The 17988-nt window shown below is 48.5% G+C and carries 22 protein-coding genes, 3 pseudogenes and 1 riboswitch; of the genes and pseudogenes, 13 read left to right on the forward strand and 12 right to left on the reverse strand.

Going from position 1 to position 17988, the window contains the following annotated elements; all coding sequences use genetic code 11:
* The first annotated feature begins 8 nt into the window (after positions 1–8).
* Together motA and motB are read left to right on the forward strand one after the other, a co-directional pair.
* Positions 9–812, forward strand: a complete 804-nt coding sequence (gene motA, locus ADS79_RS02225; RefSeq protein ID WP_049736770.1) for a flagellar motor stator protein MotA — start codon at positions 9–11, stop codon at positions 810–812.
* Entirely contained in the window at positions 805–1626 is an 822-nt protein-coding gene (gene motB / locus ADS79_RS02230) for a flagellar motor protein MotB (protein WP_049736771.1), read from the forward strand. Before motA ends, motB begins: the two co-directional genes overlap by 8 nt.
* A gap of 64 nt (positions 1627–1690) precedes the next feature.
* Here the strand turns inward: motB and ADS79_RS02235 are convergent, their stop codons facing one another.
* The 3 genes and pseudogenes from ADS79_RS02235 to ADS79_RS02245 form a co-directional block, all read right to left on the reverse strand.
* Positions 1691–2299, reverse strand: coding sequence for a YqaA family protein (locus tag ADS79_RS02235; protein ID WP_049736772.1), 609 nt, complete (start codon positions 2297–2299; stop codon positions 1691–1693).
* Between the two features lie 14 nt (positions 2300–2313).
* Positions 2314–2817, reverse strand: a complete 504-nt coding sequence (locus ADS79_RS02240) for a C40 family peptidase (RefSeq protein ID WP_049736773.1) — start codon at positions 2815–2817, stop codon at positions 2314–2316.
* A 93-nt stretch (positions 2818–2910) separates the two neighbouring features.
* Positions 2911–3098 (reverse strand): annotated as a pseudogene (locus tag ADS79_RS02245) (hypothetical protein).
* Between the two features lie 115 nt (positions 3099–3213).
* On the opposite strand from ADS79_RS02245, the pseudogene ADS79_RS35910 reads away from it, so the two are divergent.
* From ADS79_RS35910 to ADS79_RS02255, 3 genes and pseudogenes are all read left to right on the forward strand, one after another.
* Positions 3214–3318: pseudogene (locus tag ADS79_RS35910) on the forward strand (peptidase); the annotation flags it as partial.
* Between the two features lie 77 nt (positions 3319–3395).
* Positions 3396–3821, forward strand: coding sequence for a PaaI family thioesterase (locus tag ADS79_RS02250; protein ID WP_049736775.1), 426 nt, complete (start codon positions 3396–3398; stop codon positions 3819–3821).
* Positions 3822–3925: 104 nt separating this feature from the next.
* Positions 3926–4744 carry an alpha/beta hydrolase family protein gene (locus ADS79_RS02255; protein ID WP_141260884.1) on the forward strand — a complete coding sequence of 273 codons (819 nt, stop codon included), beginning with the start codon at positions 3926–3928 and terminating at the stop codon, positions 4742–4744.
* A gap of 112 nt (positions 4745–4856) precedes the next feature.
* Here the strand turns inward: ADS79_RS02255 and ADS79_RS02260 are convergent, their stop codons facing one another.
* Positions 4857–5318: a low molecular weight protein-tyrosine-phosphatase gene (locus tag ADS79_RS02260; RefSeq protein WP_049736777.1), complete on the reverse strand. Its 462-nt coding sequence runs from the start codon at positions 5316–5318 to the stop codon at positions 4857–4859.
* Positions 5319–5467: 149 nt separating this feature from the next.
* A riboswitch (guanidine-I (ykkC/yxkD leader) is annotated at positions 5468–5571 on the forward strand.
* A 117-nt stretch (positions 5572–5688) separates the two neighbouring features.
* On the opposite strand from ADS79_RS02260, the gene ADS79_RS02265 reads away from it, so the two are divergent.
* From ADS79_RS02265 to ADS79_RS02275, 3 genes are all read left to right on the forward strand, one after another.
* Positions 5689–6042, forward strand: a complete 354-nt coding sequence (locus ADS79_RS02265; protein ID WP_049736778.1) for a DMT family transporter — start codon at positions 5689–5691, stop codon at positions 6040–6042.
* The gene (locus ADS79_RS02270) at positions 6039–6353 is read left to right on the forward strand and encodes a DMT family transporter (protein ID WP_049736779.1); all 315 of its coding nucleotides are present in this window, start codon (positions 6039–6041) and stop codon (positions 6351–6353) included. Before ADS79_RS02265 ends, ADS79_RS02270 begins: the two co-directional genes overlap by 4 nt.
* Before the next feature lie 161 nt (positions 6354–6514).
* Positions 6515–7492, forward strand: coding sequence for a cation diffusion facilitator family transporter (locus ADS79_RS02275; protein WP_049736780.1), 978 nt, complete (start codon positions 6515–6517; stop codon positions 7490–7492).
* 61 nt (positions 7493–7553) lie between these two features.
* Here ADS79_RS02275 and ADS79_RS02280 read toward each other — a convergent pair whose 3' ends face one another.
* The 4 genes from ADS79_RS02280 to ADS79_RS02295 all read right to left on the reverse strand — a co-directional run bounded on the left by ADS79_RS02280 (position 7554) and on the right by ADS79_RS02295 (position 11276).
* A complete protein-coding gene (locus tag ADS79_RS02280) occupies positions 7554–8894 on the reverse strand; it encodes a hemolysin family protein (protein WP_084765562.1) in 1341 nt (446 codons plus the stop codon).
* Positions 8895–9119: 225 nt separating this feature from the next.
* Entirely contained in the window at positions 9120–10235 is a 1116-nt protein-coding gene (locus ADS79_RS02285; RefSeq protein ID WP_049736782.1) for a site-2 protease family protein, read from the reverse strand.
* Between the two features lie 90 nt (positions 10236–10325).
* Complete coding sequence (locus ADS79_RS02290) at positions 10326–10625, reverse strand: iron-sulfur cluster biosynthesis family protein (RefSeq protein ID WP_049736783.1); 300 nt, start codon at positions 10623–10625, stop codon at positions 10326–10328.
* A 297-nt stretch (positions 10626–10922) separates the two neighbouring features.
* Positions 10923–11276 carry a DUF3905 domain-containing protein gene (locus ADS79_RS02295; protein WP_049736784.1) on the reverse strand — a complete coding sequence of 118 codons (354 nt, stop codon included), beginning with the start codon at positions 11274–11276 and terminating at the stop codon, positions 10923–10925.
* Between the two features lie 128 nt (positions 11277–11404).
* Here ADS79_RS02295 and ADS79_RS02300 point away from each other — a divergent pair, with 128 nt between their 5' ends.
* Complete coding sequence (locus tag ADS79_RS02300) at positions 11405–12265, forward strand: glycosyltransferase family A protein (protein WP_236699857.1); 861 nt, start codon at positions 11405–11407, stop codon at positions 12263–12265.
* A gap of 22 nt (positions 12266–12287) precedes the next feature.
* Here ADS79_RS02300 and sspK read toward each other — a convergent pair whose 3' ends face one another.
* Positions 12288–12419, reverse strand: a complete 132-nt coding sequence (gene sspK, locus ADS79_RS02305) for a small acid-soluble spore protein K (protein ID WP_049736785.1) — start codon at positions 12417–12419, stop codon at positions 12288–12290.
* 97 nt (positions 12420–12516) lie between these two features.
* On the opposite strand from sspK, the gene ADS79_RS02310 reads away from it, so the two are divergent.
* The 3 genes from ADS79_RS02310 to ADS79_RS35515 are packed head-to-tail and all read left to right on the forward strand — an operon-like array spanning position 12517 to position 13156.
* Positions 12517–12783: a DUF3886 domain-containing protein gene (locus ADS79_RS02310; protein ID WP_049736786.1), complete on the forward strand. Its 267-nt coding sequence runs from the start codon at positions 12517–12519 to the stop codon at positions 12781–12783.
* The gene (locus ADS79_RS35510) at positions 12783–12929 is read left to right on the forward strand and encodes a hypothetical protein (protein ID WP_162839499.1); all 147 of its coding nucleotides are present in this window, start codon (positions 12783–12785) and stop codon (positions 12927–12929) included. The genes ADS79_RS02310 and ADS79_RS35510 overlap by 1 nt, the downstream gene beginning before the upstream one ends.
* Positions 12930–12979: 50 nt before the next feature.
* Positions 12980–13156 (forward strand): hypothetical protein, encoded by a 177-nt coding sequence (locus ADS79_RS35515; RefSeq protein ID WP_162839500.1) that lies wholly within the window; start codon positions 12980–12982, stop codon positions 13154–13156.
* Positions 13157–13209: 53 nt separating this feature from the next.
* Here ADS79_RS35515 and ADS79_RS02315 read toward each other — a convergent pair whose 3' ends face one another.
* From ADS79_RS02315 to ADS79_RS02325, 3 genes are read right to left on the reverse strand one after another with little or no spacing between them, the layout of a single operon-like run.
* Positions 13210–14400: an ABC transporter permease gene (locus tag ADS79_RS02315; protein WP_049736787.1), complete on the reverse strand. Its 1191-nt coding sequence runs from the start codon at positions 14398–14400 to the stop codon at positions 13210–13212.
* Complete coding sequence (locus tag ADS79_RS02320) at positions 14397–15116, reverse strand: ABC transporter ATP-binding protein (protein ID WP_049736788.1); 720 nt, start codon at positions 15114–15116, stop codon at positions 14397–14399. The genes ADS79_RS02315 and ADS79_RS02320 overlap by 4 nt, the downstream gene beginning before the upstream one ends.
* A 32-nt stretch (positions 15117–15148) precedes the next feature.
* The gene (locus ADS79_RS02325) at positions 15149–16423 is read right to left on the reverse strand and encodes an efflux RND transporter periplasmic adaptor subunit (RefSeq protein ID WP_049736789.1); all 1275 of its coding nucleotides are present in this window, start codon (positions 16421–16423) and stop codon (positions 15149–15151) included.
* Positions 16424–16641: 218 nt separating this feature from the next.
* Here ADS79_RS02325 and ADS79_RS02330 point away from each other — a divergent pair.
* Positions 16642–17988 (forward strand): annotated as a pseudogene (locus tag ADS79_RS02330) (glucose-6-phosphate isomerase); the annotation flags it as partial.

The following is a 17988-nucleotide window of genomic DNA, read 5'->3' on the forward strand; positions in this document are numbered from 1 at the left end:
GTGTCACGATGGAAAAGTCTACCTTAATAGGTATAGTACTTGGTATTGTCGCAGTAGTTGTCGGGATGATTTTGAAGCACGCAAGCCCTAGCGCACTACTGAACCCAGCAGCGTTCATGATTATCATCGTAGGTACGGTTGCCGCTATTTTAAATGCATTTCCTATGTCTGAACTCAAAAAAGTTCCTTCCCTTTTCAAGGTTCTTTTTAAAGAGGAAAAACTCCCTGCCAAAAAAGAACTGATCGGTCAATTTATGAACTGGGCCTCAATTGCCCGCCGTGAAGGTTTGCTGGCTTTGGAAAACACGTCTGATGAGATCGAAGACCCATTCCTGCGAAACGGGATGAAGATGATCATCGATGGTGGAGAACCAGATTTCGTTCGCGATGTTTTGAATGAAGAAATTCACGCAATTGAAGAGCGTCATCAGGCAGGAGCACTTATTTTTAGCCAAGCAGGTAGTTATGCACCGACACTCGGGGTATTGGGTGCGGTAGTTGGTCTGATTGCTGCTCTGGGGAACCTGAGCGACATTGATGCCCTCGGAATATCGATTGCTGCGGCATTCGTTGCGACCTTGCTCGGTATTTTTACGGGATATGTTTTGTGGCATCCATTTGCTACCAAGCTGAAGCGCAAGTCCAAACAGGAAATCGAAATCAAAAAAATTATGGTGGAAGGCCTTTTGTCTATTCAGGCAGGGGTATCGCCAGCAGCTATTGAGCAGAAGCTCGTTGTTTACATTCCGTTCCAAGAGCGTGGTGATCTGAAGGAGGAGAAGAAGGAGGAAGGAGCGGCGGTAAATGGCTAAGCGACCAAAAAAACATGCTCAACACGAAGAGCATATGGACGAGTCCTGGCTGATTCCCTACGCTGACTTACTCACTCTCCTGCTCGCTTTGTTCATCGTTTTATTTGCATCCAGTGAGATGGATGCGAAAAAGTTCGATCAAATGGTCCGTTCCTTTAACGTTGCATTAAACGGTGGGGTTGGAGTGCTCAACCAACCAAGCCCAGTACCACTTGACCCGCTCATGGCGCAGCAAACGATACATAAAGGTGGACAAGAAGCGGATCGTGCGAAGACCGAGGAAGAGAAAAAGCTGGAAGAGGCTGTCCGCAAAGAAACGGAAGACCTGAAAAAGCTACAGACTCAGCTAGAAGGATACATCCAGCAAAACAATCTGCAGGACAAGCTCCAGACGAAGCTGACAGAAGAGGGGCTGCTCATCACGATTTTGGACAATGCGTTGTTCGACTCGGGTAGCGCAGTTCTCAAACCGGAAGCGAGAACACTAGCTGCAGAAATGGCGTCCATGCTTGTACCGCATCCAAAAAAGGTAACGGTGACCGGACATACGGATAATGTTCCGATCCATCGACCTGAATTTCCGTCTAACTGGGATTTAAGTGCGAAGCGTTCCGTGAATTTCCTGAAGGTCCTGCTTGAAAATCCAAACTTGAATCCGACGAAGTTCAGTGCGACAGGAATGGGAGAATACCATCCGGTAGCGCAAAATACGTCGGCAGAGGGAAGAGCGAAAAATAGACGGGTAGAGGTTGCGATTTTACGTGACCTGGCTTCTCCCCCGAAAAATAGTATCGCTCCAGCTCAGGCCCAATAACAAAAAAAGAGGGATAGCACATCGGGTGCTGTCCCTCTTTTTTTAAAAGTCCGGAGCCTTCTTTTTATTTAGTGGTGTCCTCGCCTGGTTGTTTTTTCGCTTCGAGCAGCTCGCGTCTTTTACTCCGGCGTTTCTTTATCCATAATCCAACCAGCAAGATTGGAATCATAATCAGGAAGACGTAGAGAGAAGCATTGCCTACCATATTTTCTGCCATGCGACCGTAGAAGTAAAACAGAAATCCGACCAGATAAAATTTTACGGCCCGTCCGATGGCGGCATATCCAATCAGTTTCCATAATGGAAAGTTCAGGCAGCCAGACATGATGGTAAACACTTTAAAAGGAATAGGGGTAAAGGCACCAATGAAAATCGCCATTTCGCCTCGTTTTTGGAACATCGCAGTTGCTGAATCAATCCATTCTTTCTTGAGGATCTTGTACAGTACGGAGTGTCCTAGCCCTTTTCCGAGGAAATAGCCGACAGGAGTACCTAGCAAACACGCGATATATCCGGCAGTAGCAATCCACAAAGCTTGGGACGGGTCAATCATACTTAGTGAAACCTGAAGAAAGAAAACCGGAATGGGGAAGATGACCGCATCAGCAAATGAATGGATGACGACTCCCCAAATGCCATACTCCATTAAAAAATCCAAAGTGTTCTGAACCATCTATTTCTCCTTTTTCAATCCATCAATTCCAGCTCACCCGACTGCTCCAAATCGGCTGGCGTGGTGAGAGCGGCGCATTTATGCACCAGCCTGGCACCCGCTTGCTCAAAAACGGAGGCTACAAATTGCGAACAGAAAAAAGCATAACGGCGCTTCACTGGAATATTCAGCACAATACCTAGTACACCAGGGAGATTATACTTGTATAGATGCGCTTCTTCTTCAAACCGAGCGATGATCGTTCGGATTTTTTTGTATTGGCACTCACTAACGGAACAGCGATATACCACAAGAGTTGCATCCTTGGACAATGCGTCATGCAAATTTTCTTTTACAAAGCCACCGCTGAACGGATTTCGCGGATTTTTCCTGCCAAAGCTGTATACTTCCTTCAGCTCCAGATCAAAAGCGATAGAAGCGTGATTGCGTGGAGCCTTTGTATAGAATCGGATTAGCCTCGTAAATATTGTACCAGTATCTGAAAGAACAATGTAAACATGTTTCTTATTCTTTAACATATCTTTCACATCCGCACACTTTTGGGGAAACCTCCCTGTTCCATTATGAAAAAAGACGGGCTTTCCCAAAACGAACTATCGGCGGATTTTATATTAGACCTGAGACGGAGACGCTCCGATTTCCAGCTTTAACTCCTCCATGCGCTTTTCGCCCCATTCGTACATCATCTCGATGATGGGCAGCAGACCCATACCTAGAGAATCACAACCTTCCATTTTCCGCTGAATATAGACAGGGTCAATTCCTTGGAACAAAGCAAAATAATCAGCCAGTAATCCAATAGTACCTTTTTGGTAACCTCCGCACAAAAAGGTCCATTCTTATATTGCTCCCTGCTGCCTCCTATAATGAAACATGACGAGAGAATTCTTTTATTGTAAAGGCGTGTCGCTGCAATGTCTAAACAAGTACGGATTGTAACAGGCGATGCCGTAGAAGCTCTAGAAGCCTACTATCCTTATTATCGGTGTCTGGAGGAAGGATTTGAGGCTGGAATCTCGTTTGCAGCCAGTTTTTTCATACAGAAAAGCATTTGCTATAATAGAAGATATTTTCAAAATATTCTTGGAGGTTACTGATGACAACCAAAAAATATACCATTACCAATCTGCTCGATGTTGCCAGAAAAGGGGATACTCCTCCGCCCTGTGATTCCACACTTCAGGTATACGCTGATTATGCCGAAAATGGCGTAGCCATAGGGCGATGGGAGGTTGCCCCTTTGTTTATCAACGGAAACGGAGTAGCCATGGGCGGTTTTTTATCCGCAGCAGCCGATATTATGATGGCCTATGCGATCGCTTCTTCGTTGAACGATCAACAAAGCTTTGCCTCCATCAATTTGCAGACGACTTTTCACAGACCCGTTTTCCAAGGTGTCGTGGAGATCGAGGCAAGAGTGGAGCGATTGGGCAAATCCGTGGCGTACCTGGTCGCAGAGCTCACTCAGGACGGCAAGAAGGTCGCTTCGGCCGTATCTTCTGTCATGATCATGAACGCATAAGCTACTTGTGAAAAAGGAAGCACCTTTTCTTGACATTCAAACAGAAACAAGAGATAATCAATTTAATAACTCAGTAAACTACTCGGAATACTAAAAATAAAGAGGTGAGCTTTTTGGAACGGACCATTCATATTCCAAGCGGTGATATTTCGTTAGCAGCAACGTGGCACGAGCCTGAAAATGTAACAGGAAACAAGAATGTGAAGTCACCTCTGGTGATCATCTGCCACGGCTTCATTGGCAGTCGGATCGGAGTGAACCGTTTGTTTGTGAAATCCGCCCGAGAGCTCGCTTCTCATGGAATCGCCGTCCTGCGCTTTGATTATGGCGGATGCGGCGAAAGTGATGGTGATTATGGAGCTGGCGGATTTGATGTGTTGCTGAAACAAACCCGTGATGTTCTTGATTTCGCTTTTGCCAAGGAGCAAATCGATCTCGAGAGGGTAAGCCTCTTGGGTCACAGTCTCGGGGGAGCCGTTGCCGCATTGACAGCAAGTCAAGACAAACGGATTCATTCTCTCGTGACGTGGGCTGCAGTTGCACGTCCCTATGACGATATCGTGCGGATTGTGGGTGCACAGGAATATGAGGATGCGCTCTCGATTGGTTATACGGATCATTGCGGCTATTTGTTACAGGATCGCTTTTTTGGCTCGTTAAAAGGGGCTCATCCGCTGCGCCAAGTGAAGCAATTTGAAGGCGATGCCTTGCTGCTGCACGGAAATCGGGATGAGGTCATAGCGGTAGACTCCCTGTTCCATTATGAGCATGAATTGCGCTTGCGCAGGAGAGGACGTTGCGAGACGGAGGTTGTGGTTGGGGGAGATCATACGTTTTCCTCGGCTGAGAGCTACAATCGTTTGATTGCAAGCACGGTGAGCTGGCTTGGCAGGCAGATGGAAGTAGAGAAGTTCGCTGTTTAATGAAGATTGGGCATAGTAAAGAACGCGGAATTTGCATCCGCGTTCTTTTGGTGTGGACAGACAAAATGGCGAAGCACTTGGGTCACTAGACTAGGGGATCTCGTCAGTTTCCCTATCCTTTTTGCGCTTTGATTTCTTCCAGCAGCCCTTGGCAGCCAGCTTGGACAAGCTCATAGACATACTCAAATCGTCCGGTGTAATACGGGTCCTCTACATTTTGTTCCTGTGCATCCGTGGCGAAATCGAGCAGGCGATACACCTTTTTATCGGATGGAGCGATGCGGTTCAGCTCGCTCAGGTTTTCTTCGTCCATGCAGACGATGTAATCGTAGTCAGAAAAGTCCTGGCGAGAAATTTGACGGGCTCTTAGCGAGTCATGGGCAATGCCTTTTTGCGTCAATACTTTTTGGGTGCCGTTGTGCGGGCGCTCTCCGGCATGCCAGCCCCCAATCCCGCAGGAATCAATCGAGATCTGCTGCTGAAGGCCTTCCTTTTTAACAAGATGGCGAAAGACGGCCTCGGCCATCGGAGAACGGCAAATGTTGCCCAGGCAAACGAATAGTACGTGTGTCATGCGATATTCCTCTCTTTTCTTGCCGTTTTATCAAGCTCTGTTATGTAAGAATACCACAACTCCGATATGGGGAATGAGGTCTGTTCATTGCCAAGATGCTCGCCTTTTGCTATAATAGGCGTCAGTTACCCCAACAATTAATTGCATATTCTTGAGTTTTCTAGGGTTCCGCGGACGAGTGAATTGCCGGTCTGGACCGAGAGAAAACCCACGACTGCGGTCGTGTACACGGAGGGATAAAAGCCCGGGAGAATATCTGTGATGGTATTCCACCCGAGGCTTTTTTTGCATGTGAAAAAGTCTCAGCCATCATCAGCTGTGCTTATCTTTTGGGGAACCATACAACTACAAAGGAAGGGAGCTTTGCATCATGGGGAAAAACTGGTTGCTGGTTGTGGTTGCTGCCGTTTTTGAGGTGATGTGGGTCGCCGGGCTGAAGCACGCTGACAGTATTTTGACATGGACGGTAACCGCTATCGCCATCATCATTAGCTTTGGAGTATTGGTCTATTCAGGGAAAAAGCTGCCCACAAGCACGGTCTATGCGGTGTTTGTCGGCTTGGGTACAGCCGGTACTGTAATCAGTGAGATGGTGGTGTTTGGCGAACCATTTAGCTGGGCAAAGGTCGGATTGATTGCTTTGCTATTGGTAGGCATCCTCGGCTTGAAGCTGGTCACGCACGAAAATGCAGAACCGCATAGAAAAGAAGGTGATGTCGCATGACATGGGTATCCTTGATAGTTGCCGGGTTGTTTGAGGTTGTGGGAGTCATGGGGATTACACAGGTGAATCGCAAGGTTTCTGTGCGATCTCTCTGTGTTCTGATTGGCGGATTCACCCTCAGCTTTATCCTGCTCTCATATGCCATGACAGAGATTGCGATGGGGACCGCTTATGCGGTTTGGACAGGAATCGGAACAGTTGGCAGCGCACTGGTAGGGATGCTGTTTTACGGTGAGCCAAAAGATAAGCTGCGCATTCTTTGCATTGCACTGGTCATCATTTCCGTGGCAGGTCTTAAATTAATTGCTTAACCGTATTTGTGTCATTACAGACAGACATTCTCAGATGTCTGTCTTTTTTCTCTCATTTTCCTATTCTGCAAAAATCGACATCGAACTTTTCGAGGGCATAGTATAATAAAACGGCTTGGGGTTGCTTCCATTTTTTTCATGTGAGGAGGATCGTTGACTGCATGAGCTCTTTTTGGGCAGCATTGAAAAAAGGCAATATGTCATCGGCTACGGCAGCATTGGGAAATACGGGCTTGGCGATCGTCAAAGGCTTGGCTGCCGCCTATAGCGGGAGCGGAGCGATGTTTGCATCTGCCATGCACTCGATTGCTGATGCAGTGAATCAAGGCTTTGTCTTTTTCGGCAGTGTGCTTGCTGAAAAAAAGCCAACGTCCCGATTTCCAACGGGCTTTGGGCGGGTTATTAATCTGTTTTGCATGGTCGCGGTCATCGTAGTGACCATCATGGCGTACGAGACCATAAAAGAAGGCATTCATCTGATTAAGCAGCCTACTGCATCCAGCCACTTCTGGATCAATTTTATTATTTTGTTCCTGGCGATTGTGGTGGATGGCTACGTGCTAGTCAAAGCAATGAATGAGATTGTTCACGAAACCCGCGTAGAGGCGAAAGGCTTGGGAATCATATCTGCTGCCTTCCGCAATGTAGGACGGGCTGCACCGCCGACAAGACTCGTTTTCTATGAAGATATTGTGGCAACGACGGGAGCTCTCCTCGCCCTCATCGCTGTAATCGTGACGCAGTTTAGCTCCTTTGCCCTTTTGGATGGGATTGCAACCATTCTGATCGGCATCTTGATGATCGGGGTAGCATTCAAAGTGGGCTACGATAACATGGTCGGATTGATAGGAGTAGCTGCACCAAAGGAAATCGAGGATCGGGTAGCACGAATTATTTTTGCGGACTCGGATGTGACAGATATCAATCGTTTGCGAATCGTTCAGGAAGGCCGCTTTTACCATGTGGAATGCTACATCGAGCTGCGCGAGGGACTGACTTTGGCAGTTGCGGATGATATCAAGTATCGTGTGCGGGATAGTCTGCTCATGGACCCGGATATCAGCGATGTGACGATGGGAATTCTCGAGGACAACGGTGTCAGTGACTGGAGACGACCCGAGAATCTCGAAGCGAACTGAAATGAAAGACGCCCCACACCTACATGAGAGAGGTGTGGGGCGTCTGTATGCATGGTTACGTTTAGGAAACAGAAACCAGCTGATCAGTTGGTTCGGCTTCTTCTTCGGCGAGTGGTGTAATCAAAACTCGTGTAACTCGGTGATTATCCATCATTTTGACGGTGAACAAGTAATGTTCCCATTCAACGGAAGCACCAACCGCAATTTCTTCTTCCAATTGACTGTACAGCCAGCCACCGATTGTATCCACATCCTCGGACTCCAAATCAAACGGGATATGGTCATTCAGATCAGCCAGCGTGAGCATACCGGATACAGACAAGCCATTTTCGACTTTTTCGATCTCCGGTCTTTCCTCGTCAAACTCATCCTGAATATCCCCGACGATCTCCTCGAGAATGTCTTCCATGGTGACCAGACCAGCAGTTCCGCCATACTCGTCAATGACGATAGCGAGCTGCGAGCGTTTTTTCTGCATCAAACGCAGAACTGTACTAATTTCCATTGTTTCTGGAACAGTCAGAACCGGGCGAAGCAATTGGTCCAGCTCGACATGTCCATCCTGGAGAGCGGAAAGGTAAAAGTCGGTTGCATGGACAAAGCCGATGATGTTGTCTTTGTCCTCATCCGCAACAGGGAATCGCGTGTGGCGCTGGGTACGGATGATCTCCAGATTTTCGTCAAACGTATTCGTGGTATATAAGCAAACCATGTCAATGCGCGGGATCATGGTTTCCCGTGCCAAGGTTTCGGAAAAGTCAAAGACATGTTCCACCAGCGACAACTCGGTTTGGTCGATATGGCCGCTTTGGTGGCTTTGATTCACCAGAATGCGAATTTCTTCTTCGGTATGTGCCGCTTCATGCTCCGACACAGGCTCGAGGCCGATGCGTTTCAGAAGAGCGTTGGCTGTTCCGTTCAGGAACCAGATAGCCGGGTAAAGCACTTTATAGAAAAACATCAATGGCGCAGCAACCCACAGCGAGGTAATTTCTGCTTTCTGAATGGCCAAAGATTTTGGTGCCAGTTCACCCAATACGATGTGCAGGAAGGTGATGATCGCGAATGCTACACCAAAGGAGATAGCGGAGATCAAATATCCGGGCATTCCTGTGGAGCCGAGTAGAGGTTCTACGATCATGTGGGCGATAGCCGGTTCCCCGACCCATCCAAGTCCCAGTGACGCGAGCGTGATCCCGACCTGGCAGGCAGATAAGTAGCCGTCCAGCTTTTGGGTTACCTTTTGGGCATATACAGCTCGTTTGTTTCCTTCATTGACCATCTGTGTCAGGCGTGTTTGCCGTACCTTAACGAGAGCAAACTCTGCGGCAACGAAAAAGCCGTTGAGAAAGACAAGAAATATGACAAGCAGTAGGTTGAGCACTATCGGAACGCTATCCAAGTAAATAGTCATCCTCTCTAGAATGTTGTGAAAGTACACCTTCTATTTTATCTGGTTTTGTAGTATCGCACAAAAGCGATAAACAACCGTAGAGGGCGTTTCTGACCTGTTGCTCATGAAGAGAGTCTCTCAGATATCCGTAGCGCTCGTTTTTGCGCCCGGAGAAGGTCATAGATAGTCAAACCTTTGGGTCCGACAGTCGAAACGCTTGAAACGCCCATGGTTTTAGCGATGGAGAATTTGCTGTCCATAAACAAAAAACGCGGATAGGACTGCTGCAAGGCCGAGATAGGCGGCTAGCACCTTCCACTTCGTACTGGCTGGTGCCTCGTAGTAAGTGGTCAGGCGATGCATTTGCTCATCTACTTCCTTCAAGCGTGTGCGTGCGACGCGCTCACCCTCGCTGAGTACCTCGGAGGGTGCCGGGCGGAATGGATCAGAGTCGATAAATTGAACCGGCTCACGCTCCCACTGCTTGAACAGCTCCCATTTTTTATGCATGAACACCTTATCCAGCTTTAATTTGTCTCGTTCAAGACGCTTTTCATCCTGGAGAAAAGGCATCAGGAAGCCCTTGTGCGGTTCTTTGCTATTGAGCACTGTGATTTCTTCATTTAGCTGCAAGCGTTTGTCCCATGTCGATTCCAATTGGGGCAGCTGTGCCGAAAACTGAAGAAAGTCCTCCAGCTTCGTGCGTTCATAATGGAGCACCTGATGCTGGTAGCCTTCCCGCAGTCGACTCCACCACGTAATCAGTCCGACGATGAAAATAATCACCATGATCGGTCCAGGCGAAGCAAACAGCATGATCCCCATTCCCACCAAGCCGACGAACCAGATTTTCGTGGATAATACAGAAACAATACGTCCCCCATCCAGAGGAGAAACGGGCAGCAAGTTAAACAGATTCAATAAAGCGCCGAGATAGATGACCAAGGCCCAAAACGGGTCCTGCGTCCACCAGTAGAGCGGGAGGGCAGGCAGGAAGGCAATCATCCCGGCAAGCGGCCCCCCGTAGGCGAGATAAGCCTCCGTACTGGCATCGCGGGGCAGATCCTTTAAGGATATCAACGCCCCTGCAAAAGGGATGAAAACAGCAGGCGAGGTAGCGATCCCTTTGCGCTTTGCCGCTATAACGTGTCCCATCTCATGGACAAAAATCAGATAGACGAGAGCTACAGCGAATTTCCATCCATAAAACATGGCATACGCCCATAAGCTGATACCCATCGACACCAGCGTTGTGCCGAATTTGGAAAACTTTAAAATTCCCAATAACCATTTGAGATTCGCCAGTAAAAAGGCACCAATGGCTAAGAGGACCGAACGGCTTTTTTTCATGCAGGTTCCTCCCAAACATCATGGCAGTTATTGATTGTATACGATATACGCCCAGGAAAGTTTCTTGGGCTGACAGTTTGCAGGCTTGGCTCAGCTCTCCAGTCGAGGATTGGAAAACGTAAAGCCGTACTCTCCATATGTAGGATTGTACGCAAGCGATCCCCCGTCAAAATACCAAAAGTCGGTGGGTCGAATGACAAAGGTAAGTCCTTCTACTTCAAAAACAGCATCACCGGTCATCGCTTCATCTTTTTCAATGGCGTAAAACAAACCGCCTGTTCCTGGACCACTTGTTCGTACATATAAGCGCAGCGTATCCCCCGGCAGAAATCCGGCATAACGTTGATAGGCCTTAGAAAACGCAGACTCGATTACCAGCTTGATGCTCATGGGCAAAACTCCCCCTCTATTCATTACTGTCCATTGTAACATAATAAAATGAGCATATAAGCCAGGGGCACAGCTTCCGCAAATGTTCACATCACCCTTTAATAAGAAAACCTCTATCGAGGCTTCCTCAAAGGAGGGCGACCGCGTTTAGCGGAAAGTTGTCATGCGCTCCAGAATGTATAAGCCTCGTGCTAATACATTCTTTTACGTTGAAAAAAGTCGAGACGTTTTTCACGCAAAAATACCCATCCGGCCAGAATGGCTCTGCCGAATGGGTTGTGTGTGGATCGCCACAAGCTAGTCCTTGCCTTTGCTTACGTCAAAGGTAGGATGCATGAAGCGTGCCCCTTTTATTTCTTTGTCTTCCAACAGCTCTCGATTTTCGTAGGAGTTCCATCCGATGTCATTGGTAGGGTGGACCCACTTGTCACCTGCCATGATTTCCGGGTCTGTATCTGTCGACCAGTTGTTGAGCGGTGATTGCTCCGATTCATACAGGCTGTCCCCGATCACAACTCCGAATTCATTGACAAACGGCTTCTGAATCGAGCGTGAGGAATTTTTGAAGTCAGGTGCGCTGATTTGATGAGGCAACGTACCATCAAGGGAAATATCTTTCGTTTCTTCGTTTTCCTGGTTGGTCTTGTCCATCACTTGGACCTCCTTCATACGAAGATGTCTCTTGACTAAGATGCATCAACGACAGGCCTCTTATACGAAGGAAGCCAGACTTTCCCCTGAAAATGGATGCGCCCAGCCCACATGTGTAGGTGGTGCATATGCTACAAAAAGGGGGAGATCCGATGCTTACCAGTGTCGTCATTCCAGTTAGAGACGCAGTCGATCAGCTCCTGTATACCTTGTTCAGCTTTAATTTGCAGTTTGCCTCTTTCGAAAAATTTGAAGTGATTGTGCTCGATAACGCCTCTTCGGATGGAGTGGCCGAAAAAATGGCGGGATTTGGCGCCCATTATCCCCTGCAATGCTTGCGATTTCGGAGGGCGCTGCCATATGCAGAGCTGTTGAATCGAGGAGTCAAGCAGGCGCGCGGGGAAGTGATTATTTTCTTGTCACCAACAATGATCGTTCCGCGCGATTTCATCAGCGTCCATCTGCATGCCCATGAGAAGCAGCAAAAACTCGTACTTCTCGGACTTTGTGCGAGGCGTATTTATTCGGTATATGATCCGGGCTTCAGCCCGATCCAGCATGCTGAATGCAAGGAATGGCTGGAAAATTATCCGTATATCAAGCGGCCGCATTCCCATACACAAACGATCCGCTTGCTTGAGGAGGGGCATATTGTAAATGGTCAGGCATTCCCGATCGGTCTGCCCTGTCCGGAAGCAGAGAAGCGTCTTACGATCAGGCAAAAATACGGATCGAGCTTATCCGGTTATCGCTGGCCGTGGACCCTGTTTTCAACCAGGCATGCTTCCCTCTCACGCGCCAGTCTGGATACGGCCGGGGCCTTCAAGGCCTTGCCACTTATAGAAATGGAGCGTGATCTGGCGAAGCGCCTGATCAAAAAAGGAGCGGTGTTTCAGTTTGACGAAAAGCTGACACTGCTGGGGCAGGAATGGGTAAAACGAAAACTACCGGACCGCCCACCGCTTTCCAAGAAAAACCGCCGAGCGTGAACAGCCCGGCGGTTTTTGCCTGCTAACGGTTTTCTTTTAACCGCTCTTGTGGTTCACTATTAATGGAGCCATCAGATCGAACGGCTTCTGATTGGGATTTTGGCCCTCTGATTTCTGCGGTTTTCCCGAAGTCTTTTGCTTTGTTGCGTACCATGTCTTGTCCTCCTCCTCATGCCAGATGGACATAGTATGACCAGGTTTGAGCCAGAGAATGAGGACAGAAATGAGATAGAGAAAGGATGGAAGTTAAAATGGCGAAGAAACAGCGCAAGCATGAGCGTCCAGCTATGCAAGCGGAAGAAACAAAAAACGGACTAAACAGTCTGAAGGATATGCTGAATGCTGATGCCCTTGGAAAGCTCAAGCTGCTGGAAAAGGAAATGAAGGCGGACAGCGAACGAAAAGCACAAGAATTGGCTGAGCAAAAGCGTCGTGAGCAGGAAGAACGCGAGCGAAACAAAAGCTTTGGCGAGCTCTTGGCTGATTATGAGAAAAAGGGCGGAGGCAAGTTTAGCTAATGCGTGATGAGCAGCAGAAGGCTCGCCCTGACACCTCGAAAAATGGCATGATGAAAAAGCGTCAATTGGCTGTAAAAGATGAGTCCATCAAGGAACGAGGCCGTCAGGTTCTCAATCGTTTGGGTAAAAAGGAGCCAAAGGAGTGATTTTTTTCCGTCCCATCCCATATAGCTAGGGAAGGGAAAGGAGGGAGATCATGGGGACAATCCTGCTCCTGATCAGTCTCCTCTGCGTTGCTGTTGGCACCTGGAAGCTGAGCGGGATTTACAAGTCTGACAAGGCAGACAACAAAACGATTTGGTGGGCCGTGGCGAGCGTCGGGATAGCGCTTTTTTTTCTTTTGAAGCTGATGACGGATACTTTTCCAACGTAAAGCATGCACCGAAAGCGCAAGCAACGCCCGGTGCATGTTTTTTGTTTCCCGTTTTATTCGTAACGCAATGCTTCGATTGGATCAAGCTTGGCTGCTTTGTTCGCAGGGTAGAGGCCAAAGAAGATACCGATCGCGCTGGAAAAGCCAAAGGCAATAAACACACTGTTCCAGGAAAGCGTCGGCGGCAAATTGGCAAAGTGCGCAATCAGAGCGGCAATTCCGAGACCGAACAAGACGCCGATCAGACCGCCAATCAAGCATACGATCACCGACTCGATCAGGAATTGAACCAGAATATCCCGGCGTCTGGCGCCAAGCGCTTTGCGAATCCCGATCTCTCGCGTACGCTCTGTGACAGAAACGAGCATGATATTCATAACCCCGACACCACCCACCACGAGCGAAATACCGGCAATCACACTAAAGATCAAAGTCAGCGTGCCAGTCAGCTGATTGAACTGGTCGACTGATTCTTGCATGCTGCGAGCCATATAATGGTCTTTCTTTTGATGCTTGCGGCTGAGGTATTGCTTTACTTGCTGCATGGCAGGATTCACAGACGCTTTATCGATGGCTTTTCCCATAAACGTCTGGACGGAGGGCTCTTCCTGCAAGGTTTGGTGGAAGCGAATCGGGACAAAGGCACCAAAGGTTTGCGCACCCATGTCAAACTTGAATTTCTCCTCCGTGTATGTCCCGATAACAACGAGCGAGTTGTTTCCCCAGCGTACACGCTGTCCGATCGGATTCATTTGTCCAAACAGCTTTTCCCCGAGTGCTTCCTCCAGCACGACTACAGCACGTTGTTCCTTGTCGTCTGTACTGTTGAAAAGACGCCCTTTTGCTACCTTCATTGTCTTTTGCATGGCAAAGTAATCAGATGTAGTAGCTGAGAGGTTAACCCGTTCTTCCTTCTTTGGACCCTTCATTTCGATGGTTGTGGAGTTGTAGGGAACGATGTATTCGATTGCGGGACTGATCTTGCTGAGTACCTCCGCATCCTCTACCGTCAAATCATCATTAGACATGGTTTCTTTGGTTTCCCAGTTAATGTAGACATTGAAGGTGTTTTGCCCAAACTTCTCCATCTCCTGATTGATGGCATTTTGACCACCCTCACCAAGAGTCGTCACCGTAATGACAGAGGTAATCCCGATAATAATCCCGAGCATCGTCAGACTGGAGCGCATTTTGTTCGCCCAAATTCCTTCTACTGCGGTAGTGAAGCTCTCCAAAAAATTCATGTGACGATCACCTCGTCTGACGGGGTGGCAAAGAGTCGCTCAGTGACCCGTTCATCCCGAATAATCACTCCGTCTTTAAAAGTGACGATCCGCTCAGCATGCTGGGCGATGTCCAACTCGTGCGTAACCAGGATGATCGTGACACCCTGTGCATGCAGCTCCTGAAACATAGCCATGATTTCAATGCCAGACCGGCTGTCGAGATTCCCGGTTGGTTCGTCGGCCAGCAAAATGGCAGGGCGGTTAACCAATGAACGAGCGATTGCTACCCGCTGCTTTTGTCCACCGGAGAGCTGTGTCGGCTTGTGGTGTATGCGCTCAGCAAGTCCTACACGTTTGAGTGCTTCGGTCGCACGCTTCCTGCGTTCAGAACGGCTAATATTGGCGTACATCATTGGCAGCTCTACATTGTGCAGAGAGGTAGAGCGAGCCAAAAGATTAAACGATTGAAAGACGAAGCCGATTTTTTGATTGCGAACATGGGCAAGCTGCTGGTCCTTCAGACTGCTTACCTCAATCCCATCCAGCATATATGTACCCGTATCCGGGCGATCTAGACAACCTAGCATGTTCATAAATGTTGATTTCCCTGATCCCGATGGTCCCATGATGGCGACGAATTCGCCTTGTTCCACCAAGAGAGAGACGCCTTTTAAAATAGGAAGTGTAGAGTCGCCCGTTTTATATGATTTCGTCAAGCCTTCTACGTGAAGCATTGTCGGCTGACCTCCTTTCCTGCTTAAGTGGGCTACATACCCATTCCTGCTCCGCCCGGCATCGGCATGATTGGTACTCCATCGGTCAAGGAATCAACAGGGCTCAAAATAATTTGTTCATCACCATTCAAACCGGATTTCACATGAGAGAACAGCTCGTTTTCCGTGCCTGTTTCGATTTTTTGCTTTTTCGCTACTCCATCAGCTGCGATCCAGACAAACGTGCTGCCGTCCGCATCCTGTTGTACGGCTTCAATCGGTACTTGCAGCGCTTGATCAATTTTTTGGACGGAAATATTGATGTCGACATGGAAGCCAGGCTTGAGCGCAGACAAATCACCTTCAGGCGTTAACGTCACTTTGACACGGGTTTTTTCGCCTTGGCCCGAGCTGCTTTGTGTGGTGGTTGCTGTTGGTGCAATCCGCGTGACCTTTGCATTCAGCTGTTGTTTACCGAGTGTCGTGCCTTCGATGACTGCAGTTTGTCCCGCCTTCATTTTGTTTACATCTGATTCATTAATATCTGCCTGAATCAACAGGTTGTCGAGATTTGCGAGTGTGAGGATCTCTGTTCCTTTGTTCACGTATTGTCCGTTGTCGGCTGCAACCGCAATGATGGTTCCATCTGCTGGAGCGACGAGAACGCTTTGGACGCGGTCCTTTTCCAACTGCCCGCGTTCCACTTGCAGCTTATTGATTTGTGCTTGCTGAGAAGCGATTTCTTCTTTGCGAGGCCCCTTTTTCTTGAGGGAGAGCTGCTGCTTGGCTACATTCAGAGTAGAAAGAGTAGAGTCTACCTGAGATTTGGCTTTATCCAGCTCCTGCTGGGTAGAAGCACCCGATGTAAAAAGCTGATGCATCCGGTCGTATTCTTTTTTAGCTGTATCGTACTCGCGCTGCGCTTGCAAGACGCGTTCGTTCTCCTGCGCCACTTCCTCTGGCTCACTCCCTACCTGCGCTTTTGCCAGATTGGCTCTCGCCAGCTCCATTTGAGCGTCGATATCGAGAATTTTGCTATCGACGTCAGATGTATCGATTTTCGCGATGACCTGTCCCTTTTTGACTTTGTCTCCTTCCTTGACTACGAATTCTCGCAAGGTTCCGGTTACATTCGCGTACTGCTTTTGCTTGTCCTCAACAATAACGACCCCTGAAGTGAGAATTTTGCTTTCAAGTGTCGACTTCGTTGCCGTTCCGATGTTTACGGGCATACCCATGGCTTGCCCAGATCCCATCATGTTGAGTCCGACATAACCTACGCCCAGGAGGACTACTACGGAACCGATGATCCACCAGCGTTTTTTCATGATCGATTTCCCCTTATTTTTCTTGAAGTGGTAAAAGAAAGCGTAATGTCAAAATGTTTCGTTGCTCGAAAGGTTATACGAAAAGATTGGAAAAGGGTTACAGTTGTGGCGAAATATTTATGATTTCATCGCTTTTTGATAGGTTTTGACGTAAAGTACTTTACGGGCAAATCCCGTGATAAGATAAGGAATAGATGACGTTCCTTTGGAGGGGAGCCATGAACCAAGCGATTCGTTTTGATTACTCCAACGCTCGTACTTTTGTCAAACCACATGAATGGGAGCAGCTTGCTCCGGCGATTGGTCAGGCGCATGAAATGCTGCACAAAAGAACGGGACCAGGCAGAGATTATCTCGGGTGGGTGGATTGGCCCGAGAGGTATGACCGTGCTGAGTATGAACGAATCCGGCAGGCAGCGGCACGAATTTCCTCAGACTCTGATGTGCTTCTGGTCATTGGAATCGGGGGTTCTTATTTAGGGGCAAAGGCTGTGCTGGATATTCTGGGCCACAGCTTCTACAATTTGCTGCCAAAGTCGAAACGGCGTTCCCCGGAGATTTATTTTGTAGGCAACAACATCAGTCCCGTCTACATTTCTCATCTGATGGACGTGCTGGAAGGTAAAGACGCGTCGATCAACGTCATTTCCAAATCAGGTACGACGACGGAGCCTGCGATTGCATTCCGGCTTTTTCGCAACTGGCTAGAAAAAAAGTACGGGCGAGAAAAAGCAAAAGAACGAATCTACATCACGACTGACAAATCGCGAGGAGCCTTGAAAAAGCTCGCGGATGAAGAGGGCTACGAGACATTCGTCATTCCTGATGATATCGGAGGCCGGTATTCTGTCCTGACAGCTGTCGGGCTATTGCCGATCGCGGTGAGTGGAGCCGATATGGATGCACTGATGCAAGGGGCAGCAGATGCCAGAGAACAGTACATGGTCATGGACCTGCATGAAAATCCGTGCTATCAGTATGCGGCGATCCGCAATGCGCTGTATCGGAAAGGCAAGATGGTAGAATTGTTAGTCAGCTATGAGCCGCAATTTCGTTTTTTTGCCGAATGGTGGAAGCAGCTATTCGGTGAATCCGAGGGCAAGGACGGAAAAGGAATTTTTCCAGCCTCAGCCGAGTTTTCGGCGGACTTGCATTCCTTGGGACAATACATACAGGATGGGATGCGGCATTTGTTTGAAACAACGGTGTCGGTAACAAAGCCAGCCATCGATATGACTGTGCAGGGGGACCCGGACGATGTAGATGGTCTGAATTTCCTGACAGGCAAGCACATGGGGTTTGTCAATAAAAAAGCTTTCGAAGGAACAGTCCTGGCCCACGTAGCAGGCGGAGTCCCCAATCTGTTGATTGAGATTCCGGAAGCAACAGCGTATCATGTGGGGGGCCTGATCTACTTTTTTGAAAAGGCGTGCGGGATAAGCGGTTATTTGTTAGGCGTAAACCCGTTTGATCAGCCAGGAGTAGAGGCGTACAAAGCCAACATGTTTGCACTTCTGGGCAAACCCGGCTACGAAGAGCAGAAAGCGGAACTGGAGGCTAGATTG

The organism is Brevibacillus reuszeri (assembly GCF_001187725.1).
Classification (GTDB): Bacteria; Bacillota; Bacilli; order Brevibacillales; family Brevibacillaceae; genus Brevibacillus; species Brevibacillus reuszeri.

Excerpts from the sequence above, each read along its gene's own strand:
- ADS79_RS02265 (WP_049736778.1), top strand. The coding sequence starts at position 5,689 with ATGGGGAAAAACTGGTTGCTGGTTGTGGTTGCTGCCGTTTTTGAGGTG.
- ADS79_RS02270 (WP_049736779.1), top strand. The coding sequence starts at position 6,039 with ATGACATGGGTATCCTTGATAGTTGCCGGGTTGTTTGAGGTTGTGGGA.
- ADS79_RS02315 (WP_049736787.1), bottom strand. The coding sequence starts at position 14,400 with ATGAATTTTTTGGAGAGCTTCACTACCGCAGTAGAAGGAATTTGGGCG.
- ADS79_RS02325 (WP_049736789.1), bottom strand. The coding sequence starts at position 16,423 with ATGAAAAAACGCTGGTGGATCATCGGTTCCGTAGTAGTCCTCCTGGGC.
- ADS79_RS35515 (WP_162839500.1), top strand. The coding sequence starts at position 12,980 with ATGGGGACAATCCTGCTCCTGATCAGTCTCCTCTGCGTTGCTGTTGGC.
- sspK (WP_049736785.1), bottom strand. The coding sequence starts at position 12,419 with ATGGTACGCAACAAAGCAAAAGACTTCGGGAAAACCGCAGAAATCAGA.
- ADS79_RS02260 (WP_049736777.1), bottom strand. The coding sequence starts at position 5,318 with ATGACACACGTACTATTCGTTTGCCTGGGCAACATTTGCCGTTCTCCG.
- ADS79_RS02300 (WP_236699857.1), top strand. The coding sequence starts at position 11,405 with ATGCTACAAAAAGGGGGAGATCCGATGCTTACCAGTGTCGTCATTCCA.
- ADS79_RS02320 (WP_049736788.1), bottom strand. The coding sequence starts at position 15,116 with ATGCTTCACGTAGAAGGCTTGACGAAATCATATAAAACGGGCGACTCT.
- ADS79_RS02310 (WP_049736786.1), top strand. The coding sequence starts at position 12,517 with ATGGCGAAGAAACAGCGCAAGCATGAGCGTCCAGCTATGCAAGCGGAA.
- ADS79_RS02295 (WP_049736784.1), bottom strand. The coding sequence starts at position 11,276 with ATGGACAAGACCAACCAGGAAAACGAAGAAACGAAAGATATTTCCCTT.
- ADS79_RS02285 (WP_049736782.1), bottom strand. The coding sequence starts at position 10,235 with ATGAAAAAAAGCCGTTCGGTCCTCTTAGCCATTGGTGCCTTTTTACTG.
- ADS79_RS02235 (WP_049736772.1), bottom strand. The coding sequence starts at position 2,299 with ATGGTTCAGAACACTTTGGATTTTTTAATGGAGTATGGCATTTGGGGA.
- ADS79_RS35510 (WP_162839499.1), top strand. The coding sequence starts at position 12,783 with ATGCGTGATGAGCAGCAGAAGGCTCGCCCTGACACCTCGAAAAATGGC.
- ADS79_RS02275 (WP_049736780.1), top strand. The coding sequence starts at position 6,515 with ATGAGCTCTTTTTGGGCAGCATTGAAAAAAGGCAATATGTCATCGGCT.
- ADS79_RS02250 (WP_049736775.1), top strand. The coding sequence starts at position 3,396 with ATGACAACCAAAAAATATACCATTACCAATCTGCTCGATGTTGCCAGA.
- motB (WP_049736771.1), top strand. The coding sequence starts at position 805 with ATGGCTAAGCGACCAAAAAAACATGCTCAACACGAAGAGCATATGGAC.
- ADS79_RS02240 (WP_049736773.1), bottom strand. The coding sequence starts at position 2,817 with ATGTTAAAGAATAAGAAACATGTTTACATTGTTCTTTCAGATACTGGT.
- motA (WP_049736770.1), top strand. The coding sequence starts at position 9 with ATGGAAAAGTCTACCTTAATAGGTATAGTACTTGGTATTGTCGCAGTA.
- ADS79_RS02290 (WP_049736783.1), bottom strand. The coding sequence starts at position 10,625 with ATGAGCATCAAGCTGGTAATCGAGTCTGCGTTTTCTAAGGCCTATCAA.